The sequence below is a fragment of the Pseudomonas sp. Irchel s3b6 genome, assembly GCF_900187415.1.
In the GTDB taxonomy this organism is placed as follows: Bacteria; Pseudomonadota; Gammaproteobacteria; order Pseudomonadales; family Pseudomonadaceae; genus Aquipseudomonas.
Genome location: NZ_FYDM01000023.1, coordinates 33,483 through 59,994, shown reverse-complemented (window position 1 = coordinate 59,994; position 26,512 = coordinate 33,483). Strand labels below are relative to the sequence as shown.

General features: G+C 61.7%; 24 protein-coding genes. 20 read left to right on the top strand and 4 right to left on the bottom strand.

The window, feature by feature from the left end; all coding sequences use genetic code 11:
* On the bottom strand, positions 1-3,567 hold a 3,567-nt coding region (locus CKW07_RS23970; RefSeq protein WP_141234479.1), incomplete at its 3' end, for a retention module-containing protein.
* A 353-nt stretch (positions 3,568-3,920) separates the two neighbouring features.
* Here CKW07_RS23970 and CKW07_RS23965 point away from each other — a divergent pair.
* From CKW07_RS23965 to CKW07_RS23915, 11 genes are all read left to right on the top strand, one after another.
* On the top strand, positions 3,921-5,273 hold the full coding sequence (locus tag CKW07_RS23965) for a TolC family outer membrane protein (RefSeq protein WP_095147347.1): 1,353 nt from the start codon (positions 3,921-3,923) through the stop codon (positions 5,271-5,273).
* Positions 5,274-5,313: 40 nt separating this feature from the next.
* Complete coding sequence (locus CKW07_RS23960; protein ID WP_095082008.1) at positions 5,314-7,467, top strand: type I secretion system permease/ATPase; 2,154 nt, start codon at positions 5,314-5,316, stop codon at positions 7,465-7,467.
* Positions 7,457-8,824, top strand: a complete 1,368-nt coding sequence (locus tag CKW07_RS23955; protein ID WP_095147346.1) for an HlyD family type I secretion periplasmic adaptor subunit — start codon at positions 7,457-7,459, stop codon at positions 8,822-8,824. The genes CKW07_RS23960 and CKW07_RS23955 overlap by 11 nt, the downstream gene beginning before the upstream one ends.
* A gap of 189 nt (positions 8,825-9,013) precedes the next feature.
* Complete coding sequence (locus CKW07_RS23950) at positions 9,014-9,661, top strand: TonB family protein (RefSeq protein ID WP_095147345.1); 648 nt, start codon at positions 9,014-9,016, stop codon at positions 9,659-9,661.
* 55 nt (positions 9,662-9,716) lie between these two features.
* On the top strand, positions 9,717-10,637 hold the full coding sequence (locus CKW07_RS23945; RefSeq protein ID WP_095147344.1) for a LysR family transcriptional regulator: 921 nt from the start codon (positions 9,717-9,719) through the stop codon (positions 10,635-10,637).
* Between the two features lie 142 nt (positions 10,638-10,779).
* Positions 10,780-12,318, top strand: coding sequence for an MFS transporter (locus CKW07_RS23940; protein WP_095147343.1), 1,539 nt, complete (start codon positions 10,780-10,782; stop codon positions 12,316-12,318).
* A gap of 25 nt (positions 12,319-12,343) precedes the next feature.
* A complete protein-coding gene (locus CKW07_RS23935) occupies positions 12,344-13,414 on the top strand; it encodes an HlyD family secretion protein (RefSeq protein WP_095147342.1) in 1,071 nt (356 codons plus the stop codon).
* 170 nt (positions 13,415-13,584) lie between these two features.
* Positions 13,585-15,021 carry an efflux transporter outer membrane subunit gene (locus tag CKW07_RS23930; protein WP_095147349.1) on the top strand — a complete coding sequence of 479 codons (1,437 nt, stop codon included), beginning with the start codon at positions 13,585-13,587 and terminating at the stop codon, positions 15,019-15,021.
* 118 nt (positions 15,022-15,139) lie between these two features.
* Positions 15,140-15,922, top strand: coding sequence for an efflux RND transporter periplasmic adaptor subunit (locus tag CKW07_RS23925; protein ID WP_095147341.1), 783 nt, complete (start codon positions 15,140-15,142; stop codon positions 15,920-15,922).
* On the top strand, positions 15,919-16,956 hold the full coding sequence (locus CKW07_RS23920) for a biotin/lipoyl-binding protein (protein ID WP_371850674.1): 1,038 nt from the start codon (positions 15,919-15,921) through the stop codon (positions 16,954-16,956). Before CKW07_RS23925 ends, CKW07_RS23920 begins: the two co-directional genes overlap by 4 nt.
* A complete protein-coding gene (locus tag CKW07_RS23915) occupies positions 16,944-17,888 on the top strand; it encodes a sulfotransferase family protein (RefSeq protein ID WP_095147340.1) in 945 nt (314 codons plus the stop codon). The genes CKW07_RS23920 and CKW07_RS23915 overlap by 13 nt, the downstream gene beginning before the upstream one ends.
* Positions 17,889-17,898: 10 nt before the next feature.
* Here the strand turns inward: CKW07_RS23915 and CKW07_RS23910 are convergent, their stop codons facing one another.
* Both CKW07_RS23910 and CKW07_RS23905 read right to left on the bottom strand, forming a co-directional pair.
* Positions 17,899-18,657 (bottom strand): slipin family protein, encoded by a 759-nt coding sequence (locus CKW07_RS23910; RefSeq protein WP_095147339.1) that lies wholly within the window; start codon positions 18,655-18,657, stop codon positions 17,899-17,901.
* 2 nt (positions 18,658-18,659) lie between these two features.
* A complete protein-coding gene (locus tag CKW07_RS23905) occupies positions 18,660-19,208 on the bottom strand; it encodes an NfeD family protein (RefSeq protein ID WP_095082025.1) in 549 nt (182 codons plus the stop codon).
* Positions 19,209-19,422: 214 nt separating this feature from the next.
* Here CKW07_RS23905 and CKW07_RS23900 point away from each other — a divergent pair, with 214 nt between their 5' ends.
* From CKW07_RS23900 to CKW07_RS23885, 4 genes are all read left to right on the top strand, one after another.
* Entirely contained in the window at positions 19,423-19,884 is a 462-nt protein-coding gene (locus CKW07_RS23900; RefSeq protein WP_095082027.1) for an aminoacyl-tRNA deacylase, read from the top strand.
* Between the two features lie 115 nt (positions 19,885-19,999).
* The gene (locus tag CKW07_RS23895; RefSeq protein ID WP_095147338.1) at positions 20,000-20,248 is read left to right on the top strand and encodes a DUF2789 domain-containing protein; all 249 of its coding nucleotides are present in this window, start codon (positions 20,000-20,002) and stop codon (positions 20,246-20,248) included.
* A gap of 91 nt (positions 20,249-20,339) precedes the next feature.
* A complete protein-coding gene (locus CKW07_RS23890) occupies positions 20,340-20,585 on the top strand; it encodes a type II toxin-antitoxin system Phd/YefM family antitoxin (protein WP_095147337.1) in 246 nt (81 codons plus the stop codon).
* Complete coding sequence (locus tag CKW07_RS23885) at positions 20,575-20,856, top strand: type II toxin-antitoxin system RelE/ParE family toxin (protein ID WP_095147336.1); 282 nt, start codon at positions 20,575-20,577, stop codon at positions 20,854-20,856. Before CKW07_RS23890 ends, CKW07_RS23885 begins: the two co-directional genes overlap by 11 nt.
* 73 nt (positions 20,857-20,929) lie before the next feature.
* On the opposite strand, the gene CKW07_RS23880 is transcribed toward CKW07_RS23885, so the two are convergent.
* Positions 20,930-21,193 carry a hypothetical protein gene (locus CKW07_RS23880; protein ID WP_095147335.1) on the bottom strand — a complete coding sequence of 88 codons (264 nt, stop codon included), beginning with the start codon at positions 21,191-21,193 and terminating at the stop codon, positions 20,930-20,932.
* 201 nt (positions 21,194-21,394) lie between these two features.
* On the opposite strand from CKW07_RS23880, the gene CKW07_RS23875 reads away from it, so the two are divergent.
* Genes CKW07_RS23875 through CKW07_RS23855 form a run of 5 tightly spaced genes read left to right on the top strand, consistent with a single transcriptional unit; the run spans position 21,395 to position 26,439 of the window.
* On the top strand, positions 21,395-21,823 hold the full coding sequence (locus CKW07_RS23875) for a MarR family winged helix-turn-helix transcriptional regulator (RefSeq protein WP_095147334.1): 429 nt from the start codon (positions 21,395-21,397) through the stop codon (positions 21,821-21,823).
* Positions 21,820-23,901 carry an FUSC family protein gene (locus CKW07_RS23870; protein ID WP_095147333.1) on the top strand — a complete coding sequence of 694 codons (2,082 nt, stop codon included), beginning with the start codon at positions 21,820-21,822 and terminating at the stop codon, positions 23,899-23,901. The genes CKW07_RS23875 and CKW07_RS23870 overlap by 4 nt, the downstream gene beginning before the upstream one ends.
* On the top strand, positions 23,898-24,107 hold the full coding sequence (locus CKW07_RS23865) for a DUF1656 domain-containing protein (RefSeq protein ID WP_095147332.1): 210 nt from the start codon (positions 23,898-23,900) through the stop codon (positions 24,105-24,107). Before CKW07_RS23870 ends, CKW07_RS23865 begins: the two co-directional genes overlap by 4 nt.
* Positions 24,104-24,994: an HlyD family secretion protein gene (locus CKW07_RS23860; RefSeq protein ID WP_095147331.1), complete on the top strand. Its 891-nt coding sequence runs from the start codon at positions 24,104-24,106 to the stop codon at positions 24,992-24,994. The genes CKW07_RS23865 and CKW07_RS23860 overlap by 4 nt, the downstream gene beginning before the upstream one ends.
* Positions 24,991-26,439, top strand: a complete 1,449-nt coding sequence (locus tag CKW07_RS23855; protein ID WP_095147330.1) for an efflux transporter outer membrane subunit — start codon at positions 24,991-24,993, stop codon at positions 26,437-26,439. The genes CKW07_RS23860 and CKW07_RS23855 overlap by 4 nt, the downstream gene beginning before the upstream one ends.
* Positions 26,440-26,512: the final 73 nt, after the last annotated feature.

Sequence of the window (26,512 nt, the reverse complement as noted above, 5' to 3'; positions counted from 1 at the left end):
CACGGACGTGGTCAGCGTGGTGTCATTCAGCGTCAGCTGTTCAAACTGCTCGGCGCCAGAAACGCTTTCCAGCTTGTTGACGATAGCCGGCTGGCCACCGGTGAAGATGTCGTCGTTGGCGGTGACGGTGGCAGTACCGGACGTACCGTTGGCCGGGATCTTGACCACGGTGCCATCGGACAGGGTGAACTCCAGCGGACCATGGGCGCGCATTGGCAGGCCGGCAGCGTTGGTCAGGGTCACGGTGTAAGTGATCTGGCCGCCTTCGATCACCGAAGTCTTGTCGACGGAGAGGGTCGCAACCACTTCGCTGATGGTATCGCCGATGGTCACGGCGGCCTTGTCGCCGAGTACCAGGTTCTCGAAGGACTTGCCATCGACGGCGGCGTCAGTAAGACCGACTTCGACGGTCTGACCATCTTTGTAGACGTCGTCGCCCTGAGCCTTGAGCTCGTACGGGGTTTCGGTGGTGCCGGCCTTGATCACCACGGTATCGCCGTTGCTCAGGGTCACGGTCAGGTCTTGCTTGAGGACCTGATCAACCTTGACGGTGAACTTCGGTGCGGCGTCTTCCAGCACGTCGCCGTTGCTTTCGATGGTGACGGTGATCTGGTCGCCTTCGCCGGCCGGTTGGTCGGTGACGGTGGTGGTGTATTCGTCCTGGCCGAGGGTCAGCTTTTCGAACTGCTCGGCACCGCTGACGGATTCCAGCTTGTTGACCAGCGAAGGCTGGCCACCAGTGAAGATGTCATTGCTGGTGACAACCGTGGCGCTGCCGGTGGTGCTGTTGGCTGGCACGGTGATGGTGGTGCCATCGGAGAGCTTGAAGGTCAGCTCACCGTGGTTGCTCATTGGCAGGCCGGCAGCATTGGTCAGGGTCACGGTGTAGGTGACGGAACCGCCTTCGGTGACGGTGGTTTTATCCACAGTCAACGTAGCCACTACTTCAGTCACGGTGTCGCCGATGGTCACTGAAGCCTTGTCGCCGATTACCAGGTTCTCGAAAGTTTTACCGTCTACTGCCGCATCGGCGATACCCAACTTGAGGGTTTCGCCGTCTTTGTACACGTCATCGCCCTGAACGGGCAGGGTGTAGGTGGTTTCCGTAGCGCCGGCCTTGATCACCACGGTTTCACCGTTGCTCAGGGTAACGGTCAGGTCGTGATCCAGTTTCTGATCGACCTTGATAGTGAAGGTCGGCGCAGCATTTTCCAGCACGTTGCCAGCGCTTTCGATAGTGACGGTGACGGCGTCGACGGAGTCGGTGATGGTGGTAACGGCAGGCGTGGTGTTTGGCACCAGGTTTTCGAAGTTGCCGCCGGTTGTGCCGGTAATGGTGGTGCTGACGGTGCTGCCATTCACATAGACATCGTTGGCCGGGGTGTCGACTACCACGGAACCCGAGGTCTTGCCTGCTTCGATGGTAATGACCGAGCCATTGCTCAAGGTCACGGTCATCGGCGTGCCGGCCGGGTTGCTCAGGGTGGCGGTGTAGGTGATCTGGCCACCTTCGGTGATGCTGCCGGTGGCCGTCAGGGTCAGGTCGGTGTTATCCACCGAGTCGCTGATGGTGGTAACGGCAGGCGTGGTGCTTGGTACCAGGTTTTCGAAGTTGCCGCCCGTCGTACCGGCAATGGTGGTGCTGACGGTGCTGCCATTCACATAAACATCATTGGCCAGGGTATCGACCACCACGGAGCCCGTGGTCTTGCCCGCTTCGATGGTAATGACCGAGCCGTTGCTCAAGGTCACGGTCATCGGCGTGCCGGCCGGGTTGGTCAGGGTCGCGGTGTAGGTGATCTGGCCGCCTTCGGTGATGTTGTCGGTGGCGGTCAGGGTCAGGCCGGTGTTATCCACCGAATCGGTGATGGTGGTGACGGCAGGCGTGGTGCTTGGCACCAGGTTCTCGAAGTTGCCACCGGTCGTGCCGGCGATGGTGGTGCTGACGGTGCTGCCATTGACATAGACATCGTTGGCCGGGGTATCAACCACCACGGAGCCTGTGGTCTTGCCCGCTTCGATGGTAATGACCGAGCCATTGCTCAAGGTCACGGTCATCGGCGTACCAGCCGGGTTGGTCAGGGTGGCGGTGTAGGTGATCTGGCCGCCTTCGGTGATGCTGTCGGTGGCGGTCAGGGTCAGGCCGGTGTTATCCACCGAATCGGTGATGGTGGTAACCGCAGGCGCGGTGTTTGGCACCAGATTTTCGAAGTTGCCGCCTGTCGTACCGGCGATGGTGGTGCTGACGGTGCTGCCATTCACATAGACATCGTTGACCGGGGTGTCGACCACCACGGAGCCCGTGGTCTTGCCCGCTTCGATGGTAATGACCGAGCCATTGCTCAAGGTCACGGTCATCGGCGTGCCGGCCGGGTTGGTCAGGGTCGCGGTGTAGGTGATCTGGCCGCCTTCGGTGATGCTGTCGGTGGCGGTCAGGGTCAGGCCGGTGTTATCCACCGAATCGGTGATGGTGGTAACCGCAGGCGCGGTGCTTGGCACCAGGTTTTCGAAGTTGCCGCCGGTAGCGTCGGTGATGGTGGTCGTGACCGTGCTGCCGTTGTTGTAGACGTCATTGATCGGTGTGTCGACGTTCACGGTGCCCGTGGTTTTACCGGCTTCGATGGTGATGACCGAGCCGTTGCTCAGGGTCACGGTGACCGGGGTTTGCGCCGGGTTGGTCAGGGTCGCGGTATAGGTAATCTGGCCGCCTTCGGTGATGGTCGGCGACGCGGTCAGGGTGACCGTGGTGGTATCAATGGTGTCGGTGACCTGGGTGACGGCAGGCGTCGGGTCGACGGTCAGCACCAGGCCGCCACCGCCCGTGGTGCCGGTGACGGTCACGGTAATTTGCGAAGGGTCGGTGTAGACGCTGTCGTTCGGTGCCAGTGGCACGTTGACGCTGCCGCTCACCTGCCCGGCAGGAATGACAATGATCGAGCCATTGGACAGGGTGATGGTCAGGTCGCTCAGTGGCGCCTGGGTCACGTTCGCGGTGTAGACCAGTACGCCGCCGGCTTCGGTGATGGTCGGCGTGGCGCTCAGCGTCAGGGTCGAGCCGCGCAGGGCGTTGTTGCCGTTATTGTTCTCGGCACCGGTGGTGTTCTCGACAACGGCGGCATCAGAGCCGATGCCCGCGGTCGGGAAGCCGATGGTCGGGTCAACGCGGCCTGCGGTCTCGTCGAGCATCACGAAGCTGTGGCCGCCACCGGCCGCGCCACCTGAGCCTGCAGCGGACGGACCGGCGGCGGTGGCTTCGAGTTCGGTGGTCGGGTCGGCACCCGCGACGATCGCTTGTTGCAGTTCTTCCACCGACGGCGCGGCCTGCGCGGTGGCTTGCGCCAGGTCAGCGCTGGAATCCGGTGCGCTGCCACTCCATTGGGTGTCACGGCCCAGGTCCAGCAGGCGGCCGTCAGCCAACTCCAGGGTCACCGCACCGGCCAGGCCGGTATCCAGCTGATCGCCCACGAACAGTCGATCGCCCTCGATCAATACACGTCTGATGCCCTCAGGGGACACCGCAAAAACTTGACCGACAATGCTTTTGACGATGGCAACAACACTGCTCATTGAGGACTCTCCGGTGTTCCGTTCAGTAGGCTTCCATAGGCCTGAAGGGCTTATGCCACTTCAGTCTGGACGTACTTTGAAAATAATAGACGTACAAATGACGCGTTTAATCGTCAATAATTTGGCTATGTTTTTTCGCGATTAACTTTATGCCAAACTATTGACCTTCTGGGTGCCATCCTAAACAATCGTCCCAGTAATGTCACATTGATATTTATGCGGCGACCTGTACTCCAGCGTGTGATCCAGTTCCGATTTTGAACTTTCCGACATACGGACATTCCGGTTGCCATTTTCCGTTACAGCACCCGACCTGCTGTGATCTGAGACAAGAAGTCCTGGGAAATTCTTTTATGCGTTCGCACCTGTTCAAGGCTCTACCTTTCGCCCTCGCCGCCAGTTTTGCACAAGCCCAAACCCTGCCCCAAGCCATGCAACAGGCACTGGATGTCCACCCGGAAATCCAGGCAGGGGTGAATAACCGCCTGGCGGCCGACTACCAGCTCAAGGCGGCTCAGGGTGGGTACCTGCCCAAGGTCGATCTGCTCGGTGGTTATGGTCGTGAAGGGACTGACAACACCACCACGCGTGCCGGCTCCGGTAGCAATGACTGGGAAACGTTGAACCGTGGTGAGTCGAGTCTGCGCCTGCAACAAATGGTTTTTGACGGTTTTGCGACGTCCAGCGAAGTCGGGCGTCAACAAGCCACCGTCAACTCCCGCGCCTACTCGCTGCTGGGGACCTCCGAGCGCACCGCGCTGACCGTGGCCCAGGTGTACCTCGACGTACTGACCCGCCGTGAGTTCGTGCAACTGGCCGAGGACAATCTGCGTAACCACGAGCGCATCTTCGATCAGATCCGACTGCGCACCGAGCGCGGTGTAGGCCGTACCGCCGACCGCGACCAGGCAGAAGCCCGTCTGGCCCAGGCGCGCAACAACCTGATCACCGAACAGACCAACCTGGCCGATGCCCAGGTCAACTACCTGAGCGCCGTGGGCCAGATGCCGGACCAGTTGGAGCGTCCCGCGCCGTTTATGGCGATGCTGCCAGCCGACTTGAATGAAGCCCGTCAGCAGATGCTGGAAAACAGCCCGATCCTGCGCTCTGCCGAGTCGGACATCGTGGCGGCCGAGAAGCAGTACGACACGGCTAAATCGACCTTCTACCCACGTTTCGATGCGGAACTGGGGCGCTCCGCCGACAACGACATTGACGGCCAGAATGGCCACAGTAACGAGTGGCAGGCGATGCTGCGCATGCGTTTCAACCTGTATGCCGGTGGCAGCAACAAGGCGGACCTGGAGTCCAAGGCCTACCAGTCCAACCAGGCACTGGATATCCGCAACAATGCCCTGCGGGTGCTGAACGAAGAATTGGGCCTGGCCTGGAACGCCCAGAACAACGCCAACGCCCAAGTGCCGATCGCCCAGAAGTACGTGGACTACAGCACCAGCGTGCGTTCGGCCTACCAGCAACAGTTCAGCCTCGGCGAGCGGACCTTGCTCGACTTGCTCGACAGTGAGAACGAATTGTTCAACGCTTCGCGCCGTTTGGCCGAAATCAAAAACATTCAGTTATTTACTCAGTATCGAATCAAGGCGACCATGGGCGAGTTGCTCAAGAGCCAGGGAGTGGTCGCACCGATGGCGTCCGTCGTGCAGAACGACGTGAAGCCCCAGGTCCAGCTACCTGGCATGAATTGAGCTTTATTTAATGTTCAATTGATAGCCAAGAGTATCGAGCGTGGAATCAGAAGCCAGTCGAGTTCATCTCAATCATGATCCACGCGCGGTGCACGACGATCCGTTGCTAGACGGATTATTGGCGCTCTGCATGTTGCACCAGAAACCTGCCAGCGCGGCCATGCTGACCACCGGTCTGCCATTGCCCAAGCAGCGCCTGAGCGTCGAGTTGCTGCCACGGGCGGCGGCTCGCGCCGGTCTGCAGGGGCGGGTGCTGCAACGCAAGCTGGACAAGATCCCGACGATTGCTCTGCCGGCGCTGTTACTGCTCAAGGACGACCGCAGTGCCGTGCTGCTGGGGTGGCAAGGTGACCAGGCGCGCCTGCTGCTCAGCGAAAGCGATGGCGGTGAAGTCCAGGTCAGCCGTGAGCTGCTGGAAGACGACTACATCGGGCAAGCCTTCTTCGCCCAGCCTCAACATAAATTCGACGTGAACCACGGCACGCTGATCCCGCGTGCGCGTTCCTGGTTCCGTGACACCCTCAAGCGCTCGCGTTGGCTGTATGCCGACGCCATCGCTGCCAGTTTCCTGATCAACATCATCGCCATGGCCGCGCCGCTGTTCGTGATGAACGTCTACGACCGCGTCGTACCCAACCAGGCTGAGGCTACCCTGTGGGTGCTGGCCATCGGTATCACCGGCGCCTACCTGTTCGACCTGATTCTCAAGAGCCTGCGCAGCCTGTGCCTGGACCTGGCCGGTAAAAAGACCGACCTGATCATCTCCGCCACGCTGTTCGAGCGGATTGTCGGCATGGCCATGAAGTACCGCCCCGCGCGGGTCGGCAGCTTTGCCCAGAACATCCACGAGTTCCAGAGCCTGCGCGATTTCCTGGCGTCGCTGACGCTCACCAGCCTGATCGACCTGCCGTTCACCTTGCTGATTTTCCTGGTGATCGCCCTGCTGGGCGGGCATCTGGTGTGGATCCCGATGCTGGCGTTCCCGCTTGCTTTACTGATCGGCTATTACCTGCAAAAACCCTTGGTGGCGACCATGGAGCGCACCATGGCGCTGGGGGCCGAGCGCCAGTCGAGCCTGATCGAAACCCTTGCCGGGCTGGATGCGGTCAAGGTCAACAACGCCGAGAGCGAACGGCAATACCAGTGGGAACAGACCATTGGCACCCTCAGCCGCCTCGAGCTGCGGGTCAAAATGCTCTCTGGCCTGTCGATGAACATCACCCTGCTGATCCAGCAACTGGCGGGGGTGATCATGATCGTCTTCGGTGTGTACCAGATCATTGCCGGCAACCTCAGTATGGGTGGCCTGATCGCGTGCTACATGCTCAGCGGCCGGGCACTGAGCCCGCTGGCGTCGCTGTCCGGTCTGCTGACCCGTTACCAGCAGGCGCGGGTCACCATGACGTCGGTCGACCAGATGATGGAGCTGCCGCAAGAGCGCAATTTCGAAGAGCGCCCGCTCAGTCGCCGGGTGCTGCAAGGCGGCATCGAGTGCCGTCAGCTGAACTTCACCTACCCGGGCCAACAGAACCCGGCACTCAAGAACATCAACCTGGTGATCAAGCCGGGCGAGAAGATCGGCATCATCGGCCGCAGTGGCTCGGGCAAGAGCTCGTTGGCCAAGCTGCTGGTCGGGCTCTATCAGCCCGATGACGGCGCGTTGCTGGTAGACGGTGTCGACATCCGCCAGATCGATGTCAGCGAGTTGCGCCACAACATCGGTTATGTGCCTCAGGACATTCAATTGCTCGCCGGTACGTTGCGCGACAACCTAGTGTCCGGTGCGCGCTACATGGAAGACGAGCTCGTGCTGCAGGCGGCTGAACTGGCGGGCGTGCACGAATTTGCCCGGTTGCACCCCCAGGGTTACGAGCTGCAAGTCGGCGAGCGCGGGCAAAACCTCTCGGGCGGTCAGCGGCAGAACGTCGCCCTGGCCCGTGCACTGCTGCTCAATCCTCCCATCCTGCTGCTCGATGAGCCGACCAGCGCCATGGACAACACCGGTGAAGAGCGCTTGAAGCAACGCCTGCAAGCCGTGGTCGAGAACAAGACCGTGGTGCTGGTCACGCACCGGGCATCGTTGCTGTCGCTGGTCGATCGGTTGCTGGTGATCGACAGAGGGCAAATTCTGGCCGATGGGCCAAAAGCCGTGGTGATGGAAGCGTTGAAGAAGGGGCAGATCAGTGTTGCTTAAGTCCGGGATGAAAGACTCGATCCGTCGTTACTTCAAGGGTACCGATTCGCTGCACGGCCAGCCCCTGCCCGAGGTCAACAAAGCGTTGATCGAAGACGCCCCACGGGTGGTGCGACTGACCATCTGGGCCATTATCGGTTTTTTCCTGTTCCTGCTGCTGTGGGCCAACTTTGCGGTGATCGATGAGGTCACCAAAGGCGACGGCAAGGCGATCCCATCGTCCAAGCTGCAAAAAATACAGAATCTTGAAGGGGGCATCGTCGCCGAACTCTTCGTGCGCGAAGGGCAGATCGTCGAGGCCGGCGCGCCGTTGATTCGCCTGGACGACACGCGATTTGTATCCAACGTCGGCGAAACCGAAGCCGACCGCCTGTCCATGCTGCTGCGCGTGGAGCGTTTGAGCGCGGAAGTCGACGACCGCCCGTTGGCGTTCCCGGATGACGTGATGAAAGCCGTGCCTGTCCAGGCGGCCAGCGAAGAGTCCTTGTACATCAGCCGTCGCCAGCAATTGCATGACGAAATCGGCGGGTTGCAGGAACAACTGATCCAGCGCCAGCAAGAACTGCGCGAGTTCACCTCCAAGCAGGCGCAGTACCGCCAGGCCTTGGGCTTGCAGCGCCAGGAAATCAACATGTCCGAGCCGCTGGTGGCTCAGGGGGCGGTGTCTCCCGTGGAGGTGTTGCGACTCAAGCGCGCGGAAGTCGAAACCCGTGGCCAACTGGACGCCACGACCCTGGCCATCCCTCGTGCCGAGTCGGCGATCAAGGAAGTGCAGCGCAAGATCGATGAGACTCGCGGCAAGTTCCGCAGTGAAGCGTTGACCCAGCTTAATGAAGCACGCACCGACCTGAACAAGGCCCAGGCGACCGGCAAGGCACTGGAAGACCGGGTCAGCCGTACCCTGGTGACCTCGCCGGTGCGGGGTATCGTCAAGCAGTTGCTGGTCAATACCATCGGTGGCGTGATCCAGCCGGGCAGCGACATGGTCGAGATCGTCCCGCTGGACGATACCCTGCTGGTGGAGGCGAAGATCCGTCCGCAAGACATCGCCTTCCTGCACCCTGGCCAGGAAGCCATCGTCAAGTTCACCGCCTATGACTACACCGTCTATGGCGGGCTGAAAGCCAAGCTGGAACAGATCGGCGCCGACACCATCACCGACGAAGACAAGAAAACCACCTACTACATGATCACCCTGCGCACCGACCGCAGCCACCTGGGCACCGATGAAAAGCCCCTGCTGATCATCCCCGGCATGGTGGCCTCGGTGGACATCATCACCGGCAAGAAAACCATCCTCAGCTACCTGCTCAAGCCGATCATCAAGGCGCGGGCGGAGGCGTTGCACGAGCGGTAGTCGACGGTGGGGCTGATCACCCCATCTCGGGCAAGTCTCGCACCTGCAGAAGGTCTGCGCGCAATCGCCCTAGTGTGAGCGACGCAGAGCACCAAGAGGGGCGAGGCTTGTCCGCGATGACACCCTTGATAGGGACACAGGAAGTGAGCTCTACAAGGCCATTACTGGCGCTTATAAAAGGACTTTCCCATGCGTCTTCTACTGCTGAGCACCGCGTTGCTGTGCTCTTTCAATGTGTTTGCGGCATTCCCACCCGCCGCCGTTGGGGCGCACATGCCCAAGCCCAAGTACCCACCGGAACTGGTCAATGAGGCGGGCAAGGTGCGGGTCAGCCTGAATATTCATAACGACGGCTCGGTCAGTGATGTGAAAGTGCTGAGAGCCAGTCGCGAAGCGTTCGGTGTGGCGGCGAAGGCGGCTGCCGAGCAATGGCGTTTCCAGCCCTGGACGGTGACAGCGGATTCGCCGGCGGTGGTCGATGCCCAGAACACCATGGTCTTTACACCGGACCGCAGCACGGCGTACACGGCGGCTGTAAGTGCCATTGAGGCCATGCTCTCCCAGCGTTGCAGCGCATTGAATGATGAGGTTGTGAAGTACCGCAGCCAGTATCCCGACAGACCCTTGAGCAGCCTGTCGACGTTCGCCATGACCAGTGCGGCGCTGCTGATGCAGGTGTTTACCGGTGAGCGTAATTCCGAGGACGGCGCACAACTGAACCATGAACTGATCAGTGCACTGCCGGAAGTCGTTAGACGCTGTAAAGGCGCGCCAACGGAGATGTACGGCGTACTGCTGCCAAAAAGCGTGAAACACGCGCTCTGGCTGCCGGAGTAAAAAACACTGCTAGCATTGCGTCTGACTCAATTCTGATTAGCCACGAGTGCGCAGTATGCAATTACCGGACATGAACCTGTTGGTCGCCCTCGACGCCCTGCTCGACGAGGGCAGTGTGGTGGGTGCTGCGCGACGGATGAACCTGAGCCCGGCGGCCATGAGTCGGACCCTGACCCGAGTGCGCGAGGCACTGGGTGATCCGATACTGGTGCGTGCCGGTCGTGGACTGGTGCCAACCCCCAAGGCGCTGGAATTGCGCGCCCAGGTACGCGAACTGGTGGAGCAAGCGGCGCTGCTGTTCCGTTCGGCGGACGAAGTTGATCTACGCACCTTGCGGCGCCGTTTCAACGTGCGTGCCAATGACTTTTTCGTCGGCGTATACGGCGGTCGTCTGATCGATACCCTCAATCGCCAGGCGCCAAACTGCGAGTTGCGTTTTGTGCCCGAGGGCGATGGCGACGATGAGGCGCTGCGCGAAGGGCGGATCGACCTGATGATCAGCAACACACGTCCGCGCACCCCGGAAGTGAAGATCCAGAACCTATTCACCACGCATTTTGTCGGGCTGGTGCGCGAAGGGCATCCCCTGCTTGAAGGTGAAATCACCGCTGAGCGCTATGCCGGCTTTTCCCACATTGCGATGTCCCGTCGTGGCATCGCCCGGGGGCCGATCGACACGGCCCTCAATGCCCTGGGACTGGAGCGGCGGGTGGCGTTGATTGCCCCCAGCTTTCATGCGGCGATGTTCGTGCTGCCGGACTCCGACCTGATTCTGCCCGTGCCCAAGGAAGCCCTGCACAGCGTCGCGCGCCTGGGGTTGCGCCTGTGTTCCTTTACCTTGCCGATTCCGCTGCCCACCCTGATGCTGACCCAGGCCTGGCACCCGCGTTACGACAAGGATCCGGCGCACCGCTGGTTGCGCGAAACCCTGAAGGCCAGTTGTGATGAAACCTGGCGCGCGGCGCAGCCGACCTGAGGGCAACAGACTGTTTTTGTGGCGAGGGGTATTTAAAATCGTGCGTCTAGCGCACTTATAACCTGCCAATAAGTCAGTTTTCGTCAGCTGTACGCCTTCATAAACTGCTCCGGTATTTCTGCAAACCGGAGTTTCACTGCACATGACTTCCCTCGCTGTCCCCGCGACGCTCGAGGCGGCCAGCAAACCTGTGGTTGCCGCCCCGCCGGCCTTCGGTCCACGCATTATCATCGGTCTGCTGGGGGTGCTGCTGGCCGTGCTGGTGTCGGGTTTGAACGAGATGGTGACCAAGGTCGCCCTGGCCGATATCCGGGGCGCCATGGCCATTGGTTACGACGAAGGCACCTGGCTGGTCGCCAGTTACACCGCCACCTCCGTCGCGGCCATGGCGTTTGCGCCCTGGTGTTCAGTCACCTTTTCCCTGCGTCGTTTCACCCTGTGTGCCATTGGCCTGTTCACCCTGTTGGGTGTGTTGATTCCGTTCGCGCCGACCTATGAAAGCCTGCTGTTGATGCGCACGCTGCAAGGCCTGGCCGGCGGTGCGTTGCCGCCGATGCTGATGACCGTGGCCCTGCGGTTCTTGCCGGCCAACGTGAAACTCTACGGCCTGGCCGGGTACGCCCTGACCGCCACCTTCGGTCCGGGGCTGGGCACCCCCTTGGCCGGCTTGTGGACCGAGTACGTGAGCTGGCACTGGACCTTCTGGCAGATCATCGTGCCCAGCCTGCTGGCCATGGCGGCGGTAGCCTACGGTTTGCCCCAGGACCCGCTGCGTCTGGAGCGCCTAAAGCAGTTCAACTGGCGCGGCCTGCTGCTGGGGTTTCCGGCGATCTGCATGCTGGTGATCGGTGTTTTGCAGGGCAATCGACTGGATTGGTTCGAATCGACCTTGATCTGTTGGCTGCTCGGCGGTGGCCTGGCGTTGCTGGTGCTGTTCTTGATCAATGAATGGTCGCAGCCGGTGCCGTTTTTCAAATTGCAGATGCTCGGTATCCGCAACCTGACATTCGCCTTGCTGACCCTGGCCGGGGTGCTGGTGGTGTTGTTGGCGGTGATCATCATTCCGTCGAGCTACCTGGCGCAGGTCCAGGGCTATCGCCCCATCCAGACCGCCCCGGTGATGTTGCTGATGGCCGCCCCGCAACTGATTGCCCTGCCGCTGGTGGCGGCGCTGTGCAACCTGCGCTGGGTCGATTGTCGCTGGGTGCTGGGCATTGGCTTGAGCATGCTGGCGCTGTCCTGCATCGGTGGTTCACAGCTGACCTCGGTGTGGATTCGCGATGACTTCTATGTGCTGCAACTGCTGCAGATTTTCGGCCAGCCGATGTCGGTGCTGCCGCTGCTGATGCTGGCAACCGGCAGCATCAGCCCGCTGGAAGGCCCCTTCGCCTCGGCCTGGTTCAACACCGTCAAAGGCCTCTCGGCAGTGATTGCTACCGGCGTGCTGGAGGCCCTGACCACGGCGCGTCTGCATTTTCATTCAACGATGCTGGTCGACAGTCTCGGCAACTCACCCTTGGCCGGCAGCGACAGTGCGAGCCTCGCTCATCGCGTGCACCAGCAAGCGCTGGTGCTGACCTCGTCGGATTTGTACCTGTGCATGGCCGGGGTCGCGCTGGCGCTGATCCTGCTGATTTTCTGGCTTCCGACGCGGATGTATCCACCGCGTGCGGCGACATGAACGCTTACTGAAACAGAAGGTTTTTATGACGATGTCACCCAAGAAAAAACTCACCGGCGCCGCGGTCGCGATACTGGCGGTTGGTGTGCTGGTTTATCTGCTGGCGCCAGGTGTGTTTGGCAAGAAGCCGCAGCAAAGCACCAACGATGCGTTTGTCGTCGCCGACTTCACCCTGGTCGCGCCGCGTGTGGCCGGGTTTATCAAGGAGGTGCTGGTTGAAGACAATCAGCAGGTCAAGGCCGGGCAGTTGCTGGCGTTGATCGATGACCGGGATCTACGCGCCGCCGCACAAGCCGCCGATGCTGAAACCCTGGTTGCCAAGGCGCAACTGCAAAACGCCCGGGCGACGCTCGAACGTCAGGTGTCAGTGATCGCTCAGGCGCAAGCCTCGGTGGTGGCTGCCAAAGCGCAAATGGCGTTCGCCGAACATGAACTGAACCGTTACAACCACCTCGCCGGAGTGGGGGCCGGCACGGTGCAGAATGCTCAGCAGGCGCGTACCCGCATCGACCAGGCCAGTGCCTCATTGGCCAACGCCACCGCCTCGTTGGCGGCTGAACGCAAGCAGGTCGAGATTCTCAGCGCCCAGCGTGACGCCGCTGAAGGTGGATTGAAACGCGCCCAGGCGGCGCTGGAGATGGCCAGTTTCGAGCTGTCCTATACACGTATCGTGGCGCCGGTCGACGGCATGGTGGGCGAGCGCGCGGTGCGGGTCGGTGCCTACGTCACGCCGGGCAGCAAGATCCTCGCCGTGGTGCCGCTGGCGCAGGCGTATGTGGTCGGCAATTTTCAGGAAACCCAGTTGACTGACGTGCAGCCGGGGCAAGGCGTGATCGTGCACGTCGACAGCCTCGACGGGGAAGCGCTGACCGGTCGGGTGCAGAGCATTGCGCCAGCCACCGGCGTGACCTTCGCTTCGGTGAAACCGGACAATGCCACCGGCAACTTCACCAAAGTCGTGCAGCGCATTCCGGTGAAGATTGTGCTCGATCCAGGCCAACCCCTGGCCGAACGCTTGCGAGTGGGGATGTCGGTGGAAGCGAGTATCGAGACCGTCAGCCCGGCGACGAGTGTGCGCGAGGTGACACAGCGATGAGCGCCGATCAACGTACATTTCTGTGGCGAGGGAGCGTGCTCGCGCTGGGCCGCGAAGCGGACCCCAAACCTGCCAATACGGTTGCCTTGATCGATCGCGATCACTTGTTCGCGAGTGCTTCGCACTCGAGCGGGAGCAAGCGCCCTCGCCACAAAGGCCTTGGCTACTCAATGCTGATTGCGTTGGGCCTGTTCCCGCTGACGGCCTGCACCGTCGGCCCGGACTTCGTCCGACCGCACGCGCCTCAAGTCAGTCAATGGTCGAAACCGGAAAAGGTCGCTGCCAGCCAGGCAGTGACCGCCGAGATAGATGAGCGCTGGTGGGACGTTTTCAACGACCGGCAACTGTCGGCCCTCAGCCGCCGTGCATTGACCGACAACCTCGACCTGCAACTGGCCAGCAGCCGCCTGCAACAAAGCCGCGCGGCCCGTCAGGTGATCACCGCCTCACAGTACCCGACCACCGCGGCAACGGGCGGTTACGGGCGTAAGCGCAACAGTGCCGAAGGCCTGAGCGACCCGTCCGGCCACAATGGTCATTCGGCATTCAACCTCTGGGAGGCGGGCTTTTCAGCCGCTTGGGAGCTGGACTTATGGGGGCGCGTACGGCGTGAAACCGAAGCCGCCGATGCCACGTTGGAAGTGGCGGAAAATGATCGCCGTGGCGTGCTGCTCTCGGTATTGGCGGAAACGGCTCAGGATTACATTCAGCTGCGTGGTGTCCAGAGCACGCGCGGCGTCACCGAGCAAAACCTCGAGGTTGCCCGGCATAGCCTGAAATTGTCGCAACTGCGCCTGGCGGATGGCGTGGCCACCGATCTGGACGTCGCCGAGGCGGCCGCCCAGGTTGCCGCCATCGAAGCGCGGCTGCCGGCATTGCAGCAGCGCCAGGCGCAGTTGATCAACGCCTTGAGCCTGTTGATGGGTGAACGACCGCAAGCGTTGCAGGCCGAACTGTCGAAAGACGTCCCGGTGCCGCAGACGCCGCGCCAGGTTGCGATCGGCTTGCCCTCGCAACTGGCCGAGCGCCGCCCGGATATTCGTCAGGCCGAGGCTCGTTTGCACACCGCCACCGCCAGCATCGGCGTGGCCAAGGGGGATTTTTATCCGCGTATCACGCTGTCCGGCAACTTTGGCTCGCAGGCCATGCAGCTGAGTGATCTGGGCTCCTGGGGGTCGCGCCAGTTTGGTATTGGCCCGCAGCTCAGCTTGCCGCTGTTCGATGGCGGACGCTTGCGCGGCGTGCTCCAGTTGCGTGAGGCGCAACAGTTGGAGGCGGCGCTGGGTTACCAACAAACCGTGTTGCGCGCCTGGCATGAAATCGATGACCAGTTGACGAGCTACAACACCAGTCAACTGCGCCGCGACAGCCTCGCCGAAGCCGTGCGCCAGAACCAGATCGCCCTGCGCACGGCACAACGGCAATACGTCGAAGGCGTGGTCGACTTCGTCAACGTCCTGACCGTGCAGGGCGAACTGCTGGCGACCCAGGAGCAGTGGGTGCAAAGCGCGACCGATGTGTCGCTGGCGATGGTCGGGTTGTACAAGGCGCTGGGGGGCGGCTGGGAGTCGGTGTATCCGCTGGCCGGTGATCTGGCACTGCGCTGAGTGCCGGGTTGATTGTCAATCCATCGAGGGCGCCTGTGTTTTGTGACGGTGATGGCTAATTGCTTGACGCTTGTCGGGGCTGTCGTAGACTCCGTTCATCCGCCAGGGAGTTACGGCTATGCGACGTTTGAGTGGTTGGGTCTTCGGATTGACTGTTGTGACGTGCATGGCTCAGGCGCAAACGCCCGAACCGGATGATTCGTTGTTGGATAACCCGACGTCCGTCGCTCCCGCCGCGACCGGCAGTGAGGCCCGTGGTGTATTGCGGGCCCGCGATCAAGCAGTACTGGCCAGTGAGTTGCCCGGCAGAATTGTCGAATTGCCATTCAGTGAAGGCGAAACCTTCAAGAAGGGCGACACCCTGGCGCGTTTCGACTGCACCGCCTTCCAGGCCCAGCTCAATGCCGCACAGGCCGCCAGCCGGGGTGCCGGCGAAGAGTTGGCTCACAACAAGCAGCTGGCCGCGTTGAACTCGGTCGGACGTTTCGAAGTGGCGCGGACCCAGGCCAGGCTCAGCGAGACTCAGGCGCAATCTCAGGTGTATCAGATTCAGGTCAAGCGTTGTGCCGTGGTTGCGCCATTTGATGGCCAGGTGGTCGAGCGTAAGGTCCAGCGCTATGAAAGCGTGGCCGCTGGTACGCCATTGCTGGATATCGTCGATAACCGCAGCCTGGAAATCCACTTGCTGGTGCCCTCGCGCTGGATGGGCAGGCTCAAGCCTGGACAGACCTTCCACTTCACGCCCGATGAAACCGGTCAGCCTCTCGATGCCACGGTCAAGCGCCTGGGGGCGCGGATCGATGAGGGCAGCCAAACGCTGTTGCTGGTCGCAACACTGCCCAATGCCAACGGCTTGCTCGCCGGCATGAGCGGCACGGCCCGCTTCGTGGAGCTCAAGTGAACGCACCGGCCGGTGGTGGCGCCGAGCAGGTCTTTGCACGGTTCCTTGAGCTGGAGCGTCAGACTCGCCAGGCGCAAAACACCGAACAACTGGCGTACAGCCTGGTCAACGATGGCCAGGCCCTGTTTGGTTTTCGCCATGCCGCACTGGTGATCGCCGGCAAGGTCCGGGCCGTGACGGGCGTCAGTACCGTCGAGCCGAATGCGCCGTTTGTGGCATTCGTTGAGCAGGCGGTGGAGCAGTTGTTCAAGCTCGATCTGTTGCAGCAGGCGTGGACAGTCCCGGCGACCTCATTGAGTGGCTCGGTTCAGGCCGACTGGCAGAGCCTTTCTGCCGCGCAGGTGTTCTGGCTGCCACTGGTCGAGCGTCAGGGGCGGGTGTTCGGTGGCTTGTGGCTGGCCCGCGATAGCACATGGAGCCCGTCCGAACAGGTGCTGTTGTCGCAACTGAGCGACACCTATAGCCATGCCTGGCTGGCGCTGCAGCCGCGTACGCCGTGGCGCCTGCGCTGGACCCGCAAGCGCCAGGCTGCCTTGGTGGCGTTGCTGCTATTGGGGTTGCTGATACCGGTGCGCCAGTCGGTGCTGGCTCCCGCCGAGGTCGTGCCACTGGGCGGTCGTGTCGTGACGGCGCCGCTGGACGGGGTGATTGCCGAGTTTCTGGTCAAACCCAACCAGCCGGTGAAGGCCGGCGACCTGTTGCTGCGTTTCGAAGGCACCACCCTCAAGGCTCAGGCCGATGTGGCCGAACGTGCCCTGGGCGTGGCCGAAGCTGAACTCAAGGCCAACGCCCAGCGGGTTTTTGCCGATGCCGAGTCGAGCTCGAAAATTGATTTGCTCGCCGCACGGGTCGAACAGAAACGTGCCGAACGCAACTACGCTCGCGAGCTGCTCAAGCGCAGTGAAGTGCGTGCCGAGCGCGATGGCATTGCCGTGTTCGCCGACGCCGAGCGTGGCCTGGCGCTTTCCCGTGAAGAGCTGCAGGCCGCGATGCGTCATGGTCGTCGTCTATGGAGCGAACAATGGAGCGCCTGAACCTCGATGGCTGGTTGCCGATTCGCATCTGGCAACCGGCAGGGGAGTGGCAGGTGGACTGGTGCTGGTTCGGTGATCAGGCGCTGCATCAAGCGTTTTTTTGCGATGCGGTGGAAGAGGCGCTGCGTCTGCCGTTCAATCAGGCCTTCCGGCGGCAAACACCCCTCAGGGTCCTGAGCGATTGGCAGGTGATGAGTCCAGGCTTGGCGCCGAGTGCGTTGATTTTTCACGCCTCACGCTGCGGCTCGACACTGATCAGCCAGATGCTTGCGCAACTGGACAATCACCTCGTCGTTTCTGAACCACCACCACTGGATACCCTGCTGCGCAGCACACTGCCGCCAGCAGAGCGCAGCGCGGCCATTCGCGGGTTGCTTTCAGCCTACGGCCAGCCACGCCGGGGTGTGGAACAACGGTTGGTGATCAAACTGGATGCCTGGAACATCGCAGAACTGGCGTTGGTACGCGAATGTTTTCCCGACACGCCCTGGTTGTTTGTGTACCGCGACCCGCTGGAAATCGCCGTCTCCCACCTGCGTCGCCCGGGCATGCATATGGTGCCGGGGCTGATCGGTGCCAGTGCATTGGACGATGGCGTGCCGTTCGCCGGGCCAGAAGACTTCATCGCTCGGCGCTTGGGTCGGTTATTGCAATGGGCGGTTGAGCACTGCCGCGAGTTTGCCGGGTTGGCCGTGAATTACAGTGAGTTACCGGGGGCTATGGACGGACGTTTGGCTGAGTTCTTTGCGCTGAACGCCGAGCAGCGGGTCCAGGTATTCAGCAACGTGAACCAGCACGCAAAACAACCGACCGAGAGGTTCGTGGCCGACGGTGCAGGCAAGCAACATGAAGCCTCGCAGCTGCTCAGAGAGCGCGTGGAATGTTGGGCGCGGGCGCCTTACGAGGCATTGGAACAATGGCGCGGTCGATGAGTGAAGCCCCTCAGCCCTTCGGCGATAAATCGGCCATGCCCTTGAGCAGTTCGATGGGGAGCGGAAAGACAATGGTCGAGCTCTTGTCCCCGGCAATCGAACTCAGGGTCTGCATGTAGCGCAATTGCATGGCGCCCGGCTGGCGACCGAGCATTTCGGCAGCCTGCATGAGTTTTTCCGAGGCCTGCAATTCGCCTTCGGCGTGGATCACCTTGGCCCGCCGTTCCCGTTCGGCTTCGGCCTGGCGGGCGATGGCGCGGATCATCGATTCATTGAGGTCGACATGCTTGATCTCGACGTTCGCCACCTTGATACCCCAGGCGTCGGTTTGTGCATCCAGTACCTGCTGAATGTCGATGTTCAGCCGTTCGCGCTCGGCCAGCAGTTCGTCCAGCTCATGTTTACCCAGCACGGCGCGCAGTGTGGTTTGCGCCAGTTGGCTGGTGGCCATGAGAAAGCTCTCGACCTGGATGATCGCCTTTTGCGGGTCGAGCACGCGGAAGTACAGCACCGCGTTGACCTTCACCGAGACGTTGTCACGGGTGATCACGTCTTGCGGCGGCACATCCAGCACCACGGTGCGCAGATCGACCCGCACCATTTGCTGCACCACCGGAATCAACAGGATCAGCCCCGGGCCCTTGACCTGCCAGAAGCGCCCGAGCTGGAACACCACCGCGCGTTCGTATTCGCGCAGGATGCGAAAGGTCGATGATGCCAGTGCAATCACCAACAGCAACAGCGCGGCAAAACCCAACTGCAGGCCCATGATCATTCTCCTTGCGGCGCCGCGTCAGCCGCGGCCACTTCCAGCATCAGACCTCTGCGCGCCACCACCCGCACCGGTTGGCCGGATTGCAACGGTGTCGTGCTGAGCACCTGCCACTGTTCGCCCTGCAAGTGCACCCAGCCGCGACAGGCGTTGTCGGCCTGGATCGAGGTGATGGGCGTTACGCTGCCCAGCAACCCGGCATCACCGCTGACGGCGTGTTTCGGTCGGGTTCTCAATGCGTGGATCAGTAGTGCGATCAACAGCACGGTGCTGACCAGCGCCAGGCCGATCAGCAGCGGGGCGGGCGGACTGAAGCCCGGGCGGTCGGCGTTCATCAGGATCACTGAGCCGACCACGAACGTGAGGATGCCCCCCAGTCCGATCACGCCATAGCTGGGCAGCATCGCCTCGGCCAGCAAAAAGGCGATCCCCAGCATGATCAGCCATGCCCCGATGGCATTGGGATTGAAAATAATCACCGCGTCGGCCGCCGACACCGGCCCGCTCAAACCCAGCAGCAGCGCGAAGACACACCAGCGACTGTTCACTTGACCCTCCGGGAGAGCCGTCCGTCAACGAGCCTTTCTGTAGCCCTGCTTATAGTCTAGTTGAGGCTGGATCGACTGATTTTTGATCACATTCTGGCGGCATCCAGTGGGCAGATTTATTCCCGGGTTCTGGCATGGGGCCTAGACTTTGTAGTGAGAACAACGCGCTTTAACCATCGTCCGCCAACGCTTGCGACGGACACCGAGGTGCATCATGCGTATGGCAAGAACCGTGCAGCGCAGCCTGGAAGAGGCGCACTGCGAATTTGACGTGGTCACTCACCCCCATTCGGCCAGCAGCCTGGAAACCGCCAGGGTGGCAGGCATTCCCGCGGAGCGCGTGGCCAAGTCGGTGATCCTGGATGACCACCATGGTCACTACCTGATGGCGGTGCTGCCGGCCAGCCGGCATCTGGACCTGAGCAAAGTACGTGGCAGCGGTGAATGGCAGGTGACTCGCGAAAGCACCCTGGCCCACCTGTTCAACGACTGCGAACGCGGCGCTGTTCCGGCGCTGGGCGAATCCTATGGCCTGGACATGGTCATCGACCCATTGCTGACCCGCCAGAAAGAGATCTACGTGGAAGCCGGCAACCACAACAACCTGGTGCACATGAGCATGGACCAGTACCTGAAAATGGTGCCCCATGCCGAGGTGTGCGAGTTGAGTCATTAGCTACCATTGAGGGTGTTTGCCGCACCGCCTTCTTTCACTGGCAATCCGGCGCCTGCAGACAGTGATCTCTGCCGGTGCCGGCTTGCCAGCAAACCCTTTCATCAGGAGTCCATCCATGGAGTCGCCGACGCATACCCTGCCTAACCTGTTCAAACAGCTCGGCTTGCCCGACGATGCGCAAAGCATCGACCAATTCATCGCCACCCATTCCCCGTTGAAACCCGAACTGCACCTGGCGGATGCCTTCTTCTGGAGCACGAGCCAGGCAGATTTTTTGCGCGACGAAATCCTCGACGACGCCGATTGGGCGGAGGTGGTGGATCAACTGGATGTGCTGCTCCGGAAGGGGCGAGGGGGTGCATGAATCTGGATAAAGTCGGTGTGTGGTTTCTTATCCGGGCTTGTTCGGGAGGGAGATATAGACCAGAATAAAGACCTGAATTGAGGTCTTTATCATGCAAAGTGTTCTGGCCGACATGGCCGTCAGCGTCTCTGAATTGAAGAAAAATCCATCTGCGGTACTGAACGGTGCCCACGGTGGACCTGTTGCAGTGCTCAATCACAACCGGGTGATGGGGTATATGGTGCCGGCGCAGGTGTTCGAGGCCATGATGGAGCGTCTGGACGACCTTGAGCTGGCCGAGCTGGTTCGCGCTCGAAGCCATGAAACCCCTGTCCCGGTCAGTCTGGATGACTTATAAGCTCGAGTTTCTGCCTTCTGCACTCAAGGAGTGGGACAAACTGGGGCATACCCTGCGGGATCAGTTCAAAAAGAAGCTGGTTGAACGGCTCCAATTACCTCGGATTCAGTCAGATGCGCTGCACGGGATGCCTGATTGCTACAAGATCAAGCTGAATGCCTCGGGATACCGATTGGTTTATCAGGTGATTGACGAGCGCATTGTTGTCTGCGTGGTGGCTGTCGGCAAGCGTGAACGCAGTGCCGTGTACGAGCGCGCTAAAAAACGCTAGGAAATGTCAGTCGCGGTTTTACTCGGTTACGAACCCCGAAACACCTCCTGATAATTCGCCAAGTCGCCGCACATCAGCGACAGGATTGGACGATCCTGGCGATTCTGTTTATCCATGTCGCGTTACCAGCGCCTGGAGTCCATGCAATCAGCTTTGGTGCAGAGCAGCCTGCCCGCCGAGCGCCGAATTCAGCTTCGACTTCATCATTTCTCCGACCTGTTCCATTTCGCACCGAGCAACGGGCTGCGTCGATTTTTCTTTGCAGAAAGTCGCGGTACGGCGTGGTGTTTTCTGGGGTGTGGCTATGCTCGTCTTTTGAGTCGGTGCGTTCGGCCATCGTTGATTCCTCCGTTGCATGGGCGAAACCCTGCAGGCAGAGATTCGCAAATGCGCAGTATTTTTTGGGGCGCTACGAGATCAGTGCGCCTGCCAATTTGTTTCAAAACTTGACTGAAATTCCCCTCCAGTGCGATATTGATAGTTAGCGAACTAACTGTATGCGAATTCCCTTGTGCCCCAGACCCTCGACGCCCTTCAGATGAACCTCAGCAGTGCCATGGTGGTGGCCGCGCGGCATTGGCGCAAAATCTGCCAGACCACGCTGGTCAACTACGGCATTACCGAAGCCTGCGCCGTCCCGTTGTTGATGATCGGGCGACTGGGCGAGGGGGTGCGCCAGGTGACGGTGGCACACGCGGCGGGGATGGAGAGTCCGTCGCTGGTGCGTTTGCTCGATCAGTTGTGCCACGCCGGGTATGTCCGTCGCACCGAAGATGCCCTTGATCGTCGCGCCAAATGCCTGAGCCTGACCGACACCGGCCGTGAGCTGGTGCAGGCGGTGGAGACCGAGTTGGTCCGTCTGCGCCGTGAAGTGCTGCACGGTATCGACCCGGCCGACCTTGAGGCCGCGTTGCGGGTGATTCGTGCGTTCGAGACAGCTGAGCATGTCTCGGTGACACCGTCTTGAACGGTTTTTTTTCCGGTATTCCGCCAGCCCGCGACTGGTTCTACGGCGTGCGTACCTTCGCCGCGTCGATGATCGCGCTGTACATCGCCATGCTTATGCAAATGCCGCGTCCGTACTGGGCGATGGCCACGGTTTATATCGTCTCCAGCCCGTTCGTCGGCCCCACCAGCTCCAAGGCGCTGTACCGCGCCATCGGCACCTTCGCCGGTGCGGCGGCGGCCTTGCTGTTTGTGCCGATGTTCGTCCAGAGCCCCTATGTGCTGGTGGTGGTCATTGCGCTGTGGACCGGCATCCTGCTGTTTTTGTCGATGCACCTGCGTACCGCCAATAGCTATGCATTGATGCTGGCCGGCTACACCTTGCCGCTGATCGCCTTGCCGGTGGTGGATAACCCGCTGGCCGTGTGGGATGTGGCCGAAGCGCGGACAGAAGAGATCTTTCTCGGCATAGTCTGTGCGGCGGTGGTGGGCAGTGTGTTCTGGCCGCGTCGGCTGGCGCCGGTACTGGATGGTGCGGTCAGCAAGTGGTTCGGTGAAGCGGTGACCTACAGCCAGCGCTTCCTGAGCCGCGATGTGCGCCCCGATGAGGTCAGCGCCCTGCGCACATCGATGGTGGCGACCTTCAACACCCTCGAATTGATGATCGGCCAGTTGCCCCACGAAGGCGCGCGACCGCAAACCGTGCGCAATACCAAGGAACTGCGCGGGCGGATGATTCACCTGCTGCCGGTGGTGGATGCCCTGGACGATGCGTTGTACGCCTTGCAACGGCGCACCCCCGAGCTTGTGGACAGGTTCGCGCCGCTGCTGGGTGCGGCGCTGGAGTGGCTCGACCACAGCGACGCCAGCGTCGAGCGTTGGCAAGCCCTGCGCAACCAGCTTGAAGCCCTGCAACCGAGCGCCGAAGCGCTGGATGACCGCAAGCAATTGCTGTTTTCCAATGCGCTGTATCGCCTGGGGGAGTGGATCGATTTGTGGCAGGACCTGCGTAGCCTCCAGCAAGCGATTCACAATGACAGCCAGGACAACTGGCGCGCGGTTTACCGCCATTGGCGACTGGGCCGGCTCACCCCGTTTATCGACCGTGGGCTGATGCTGTATTCAGCGACTTCCACGGTGCTGGCGATCATCGTTGCCTCGGTGTTGTGGATCCTGCTGGGCTGGCCAGACGGCGGCAGCGCGGTGATTCTGGCAGCGGTGGCGTGCAGCTTCTTCGCCTCGATGGACGACCCGGCGCCACAGATTTACCGGTTCTTTTTCTGGACCGCGTTGTCGGTGGTGTTCGCCAGCCTTTACCTGTTTCTGATCCTGCCCAACCTGCATGACTTCCCGATGCTGGTGCTGGCGTTCGCTGTGCCCTACATCTGTGTTGGCACCCTCACGGTACAGCCTGCCTTTTACCTGGGGATGCTGCTGACCATCGTTAACACCTCATCGTTTATCAGCCTCCAGGGCGTTTACGACGCGGACTTTCTGAGCTTCGCCAATGCCAACCTCGCCGGCCCCATCGGTTTGCTGTTTGCCTTCGTCTGGACCCTGGTGGCCCGCCCGTTCGGCTCGGAACTGGCGGCCAAGCGCCTGACCCGCTTCAGTTGGCACGACATTGTCGGCATGACCGAACCGGCCAACCTGGCCGAGCACCGACGCCTGGGTGTGCAACTGCTCGATCGACTGATGCAGCATCTGCCGCGCCTGGCCATGACCGGCCAGGACACGGGTATTGCCCTGCGTGAGGTCCGCGTGGGGCTGAACCTGCTGGACTTGCTGGCGTACGCGCCACGGGTGCATGGCGTGGCGAATGCGTTACTGCGTCAGGTGGTGGCCGAGGTCGGCGAATATTTCAAGGCGTGCTTGAAGGCGGGTGAACGCTTGCCGGCGCCGGCCGCGCTGCTGATGACCCTGGACCGCACCCGTCGCGCACTCAATGGCCAGGGCCAGCAGGATCACGACGAAACCCGGCTGAATTTGCTGCATGCCCTCAGCGGCCTGCGTCTGGCGCTGTTGCCGGGCGTGGAGTTCGTGGGGGCCAGCGATGCCGAAGAGCCCCTTCCCCATGGCATCGATGGAGCGCCTTTATGATCGGTGATCTGGATATCAGCGGGGTGTTCCTGCCCACGCTGCTGGTGCTGATGGGCATTACCTACCTGGTGTACCTGCTGGTGCACGGGGTGCTGACACGCTTGCACTTTTATCGCCTGGTCTGGCACCGGGCGTTGTTCAACGTGGGTCTTTACGCCGTGCTGCTTGGCGCCGTGGACTCACTCAGTCGATACCTGATGACATGAAAAAACCGTTCTTGACCCTTGGCCGTGTGGTGCTGACCCTGCTGGTGGTGACCCTTGCGGTCGTCGTGGTGTGGCGCATGGTGATGTATTACATGTTCGCTCCCTGGACCCGTGACGGGCACATTCGTGCCGACATCGTGCAGATTGCCCCGGACGTGTCCGGGCTGATCCAGCAAGTGGAGGTGCGCGACAACCAGCTGGTGAAGCGCGGCCAGGTGCTGTTCAGCATCGATCAGGACCGTTTCCGGCTGGCGCTGCGCCAGGCCAAGGCAGCGGTTGCCGACCGTCAGGAAACCTTGGCCCAGGCGCAACGTGAAGCCAAGCGTAACCGTGGCCTGGGCAACCTGGTGCCGGGTGAACAACTGGAAGAAAGCCAGTCGCGGGTGGCCCGTGCCGAGGTGGCGTTGATGGAAGCCCAGGTGATGGTGGACAGTGCCCAGCTCAACCTCGACCGCTCGGTGATCCGCAGCCCCGTGGACGGCTACCTCAACGATCGCGCGCCACGGACCCAGGAATTCGTCACGGCGGGTCGCCCGGTGCTGTCGGTGGTGGACAGTAACTCCTTCCACATCGACGGCTATTTCGAAGAGACCAAGCTGGACGGCATTCATGTCGGCCAGAGTGTGGATATTCGTGTGGTCGGTGACCGTGCGCGGTTGCGTGGGCATGTCGAGAGCATTGTGGCCGGTATCGAAGACCGCGACCGCACCAGCGGTGCGAACCTGCTGCCCAATGTGAATCCGGCATTCAGCTGGGTGCGTCTGGCACAACGGATTCCGGTGCGCATTGCCTTTGACGATGTGCCGCCGGACTTTCGCATGATCGCCGGGCGTACCGCGACCGTGTCGATCATCGCTGACTTGCCCGAGCAGGAGCCGGCGCAATGAAAGCGCTCGCCGGTATCGCGACAGTCGGGCTCGGCTTACTGCTGTCCGCCTGTCAGACGGTGGGCCCGGATTACCAGTTGCCGCAAGAGGCAGCGGTGCATCGCGAGGACTTCCAGGGCGACCTGACGGCCCACAACCGGAACGTGGTGTCGGCTCCGGTACCAGGCGACTGGTGGCGGTTGTACCGGGACCCTCGCCTGGATGAACTGGTGCACCAGGCCATGGCCGCCAACACCGATTTGCGGGTGGCGGCGGCCAACCTGGCCCGCGCCCGTGCGCAAGTGGAAGAGGCCGAGTCGGCAGGCGGTTGGAGCGGTGGGGTGAAACTCGGTGCCCAGCGTTTGCAGGAGTCGGGCGAAGCGTTTTTGCTGCCGGAAAAAGTCCCGGTGGCCAACATCGGGGACGTTGGCATCACCACCTCCTATCAGTTCGACCTGTTCGGCACCTTGCAGCGTGGGATCGAAGCGGCCAAGGCCAATGCCGATGCGACCCAGGCGGCCGCGGACACCGCGCGGATCACCCTGGTCGCCGATGTCGTGCGGGCCTACACCCAGGTGTGTGCGGCCAATGAGGAGCTGGAGATCGCCGGGCATTCCCTGGACCTGCAAGGCCAAAGCACCACGCTGGTCCAGCGCCTGCGGGATGCCGGGCGTGGCGACGAAACCCAGGTCACACGCTCGCAGACCCAATTCAAATCCTTGCGCGCCGAACTGCCGCGCTATGAAGCCGCACGTCAGGCCGGGCTGTTCCGTTTGTCGATGTTGCTGGCCAAGCCGGTGGATCAATTGCCTGCCGGCACCCCGCATTGCCATGAACTGCCAGAGATTGCGCAATTGTTGCCGGTCGGTGACGGCGCCACCTTGCTCAAGCGCCGGCCGGATGTGCGTCAGGCCGAGCGTCGGTTAGCGGCGGCGACCGCCGGTATCGGCGTCGCTACCGGGCAGTTGTACCCGGACATCAGTATCGGGGCGACCGTCGGCACCGTGGGTATTCTTGAAAACCTGGGCGAGCCTTCGACCAATCGCTGGGGTTTTGGCCCGTTATTGACCTGGAGCGTGCCGACCAACGGTTCCCGCGCCCGTGTGCGTGAGGCCGAGGCCGCAACCCAAGGGGCGCTGGCGCATTTTGACGGGGTGGTGCTCAACGCCATTCGTGAAACCCAGACCGGACTCGCCCAGTATTCCGCGCTGCTCCAGCGCCGCGACGCGTTGGCCGATGCCGAGCAGTCGGCGCAATTGGCGGCCGACCAGACGCACCGCTTCTATCAGGCGGGCCGGGCATCATTCCTGGCCGACTTGCAGGCCACTCGCACCTACACCGACGTGCGCGCGCAAGTGGCGGCGGCCAACACTCAGGTTGCCATGAGCCAGATTGATTTGTTCCTGGCATTGGGTGGCGGTTGGGAAAGCGGACGAACGCAAGGTTCACAGCCGACGAAACCCTGAGGCCGTTGCTATGCTTTGTAGTGTCGGATCCGCGCGCGTGGATCCGGTGGTCAGGGCTTGCGCAGGTCATGGG

Coding starts and splice junctions, on each gene's coding strand:
- CKW07_RS23965 (WP_095147347.1), top strand. CDS start 3,921: ATGCGTTCGCACCTGTTCAAGGCTCTACCTTTCGCCCTCGCCGCCAGT.
- CKW07_RS23950 (WP_095147345.1), top strand. CDS start 9,014: ATGCGTCTTCTACTGCTGAGCACCGCGTTGCTGTGCTCTTTCAATGTG.
- CKW07_RS23945 (WP_095147344.1), top strand. CDS start 9,717: ATGCAATTACCGGACATGAACCTGTTGGTCGCCCTCGACGCCCTGCTC.
- CKW07_RS23940 (WP_095147343.1), top strand. CDS start 10,780: ATGACTTCCCTCGCTGTCCCCGCGACGCTCGAGGCGGCCAGCAAACCT.
- CKW07_RS23935 (WP_095147342.1), top strand. CDS start 12,344: ATGACGATGTCACCCAAGAAAAAACTCACCGGCGCCGCGGTCGCGATA.
- CKW07_RS23930 (WP_095147349.1), top strand. CDS start 13,585: ATGCTGATTGCGTTGGGCCTGTTCCCGCTGACGGCCTGCACCGTCGGC.
- CKW07_RS23925 (WP_095147341.1), top strand. CDS start 15,140: ATGCGACGTTTGAGTGGTTGGGTCTTCGGATTGACTGTTGTGACGTGC.
- CKW07_RS23915 (WP_095147340.1), top strand. CDS start 16,944: ATGGAGCGCCTGAACCTCGATGGCTGGTTGCCGATTCGCATCTGGCAA.
- CKW07_RS23910 (WP_095147339.1), bottom strand. CDS start 18,657: ATGGGCCTGCAGTTGGGTTTTGCCGCGCTGTTGCTGTTGGTGATTGCA.
- CKW07_RS23900 (WP_095082027.1), top strand. CDS start 19,423: ATGCGTATGGCAAGAACCGTGCAGCGCAGCCTGGAAGAGGCGCACTGC.
- CKW07_RS23895 (WP_095147338.1), top strand. CDS start 20,000: ATGGAGTCGCCGACGCATACCCTGCCTAACCTGTTCAAACAGCTCGGC.
- CKW07_RS23890 (WP_095147337.1), top strand. CDS start 20,340: ATGCAAAGTGTTCTGGCCGACATGGCCGTCAGCGTCTCTGAATTGAAG.
- CKW07_RS23885 (WP_095147336.1), top strand. CDS start 20,575: ATGACTTATAAGCTCGAGTTTCTGCCTTCTGCACTCAAGGAGTGGGAC.
- CKW07_RS23880 (WP_095147335.1), bottom strand. CDS start 21,193: ATGGCCGAACGCACCGACTCAAAAGACGAGCATAGCCACACCCCAGAA.
- CKW07_RS23875 (WP_095147334.1), top strand. CDS start 21,395: ATGAACCTCAGCAGTGCCATGGTGGTGGCCGCGCGGCATTGGCGCAAA.
- CKW07_RS23865 (WP_095147332.1), top strand. CDS start 23,898: ATGATCGGTGATCTGGATATCAGCGGGGTGTTCCTGCCCACGCTGCTG.
- CKW07_RS23860 (WP_095147331.1), top strand. CDS start 24,104: ATGAAAAAACCGTTCTTGACCCTTGGCCGTGTGGTGCTGACCCTGCTG.
- CKW07_RS23855 (WP_095147330.1), top strand. CDS start 24,991: ATGAAAGCGCTCGCCGGTATCGCGACAGTCGGGCTCGGCTTACTGCTG.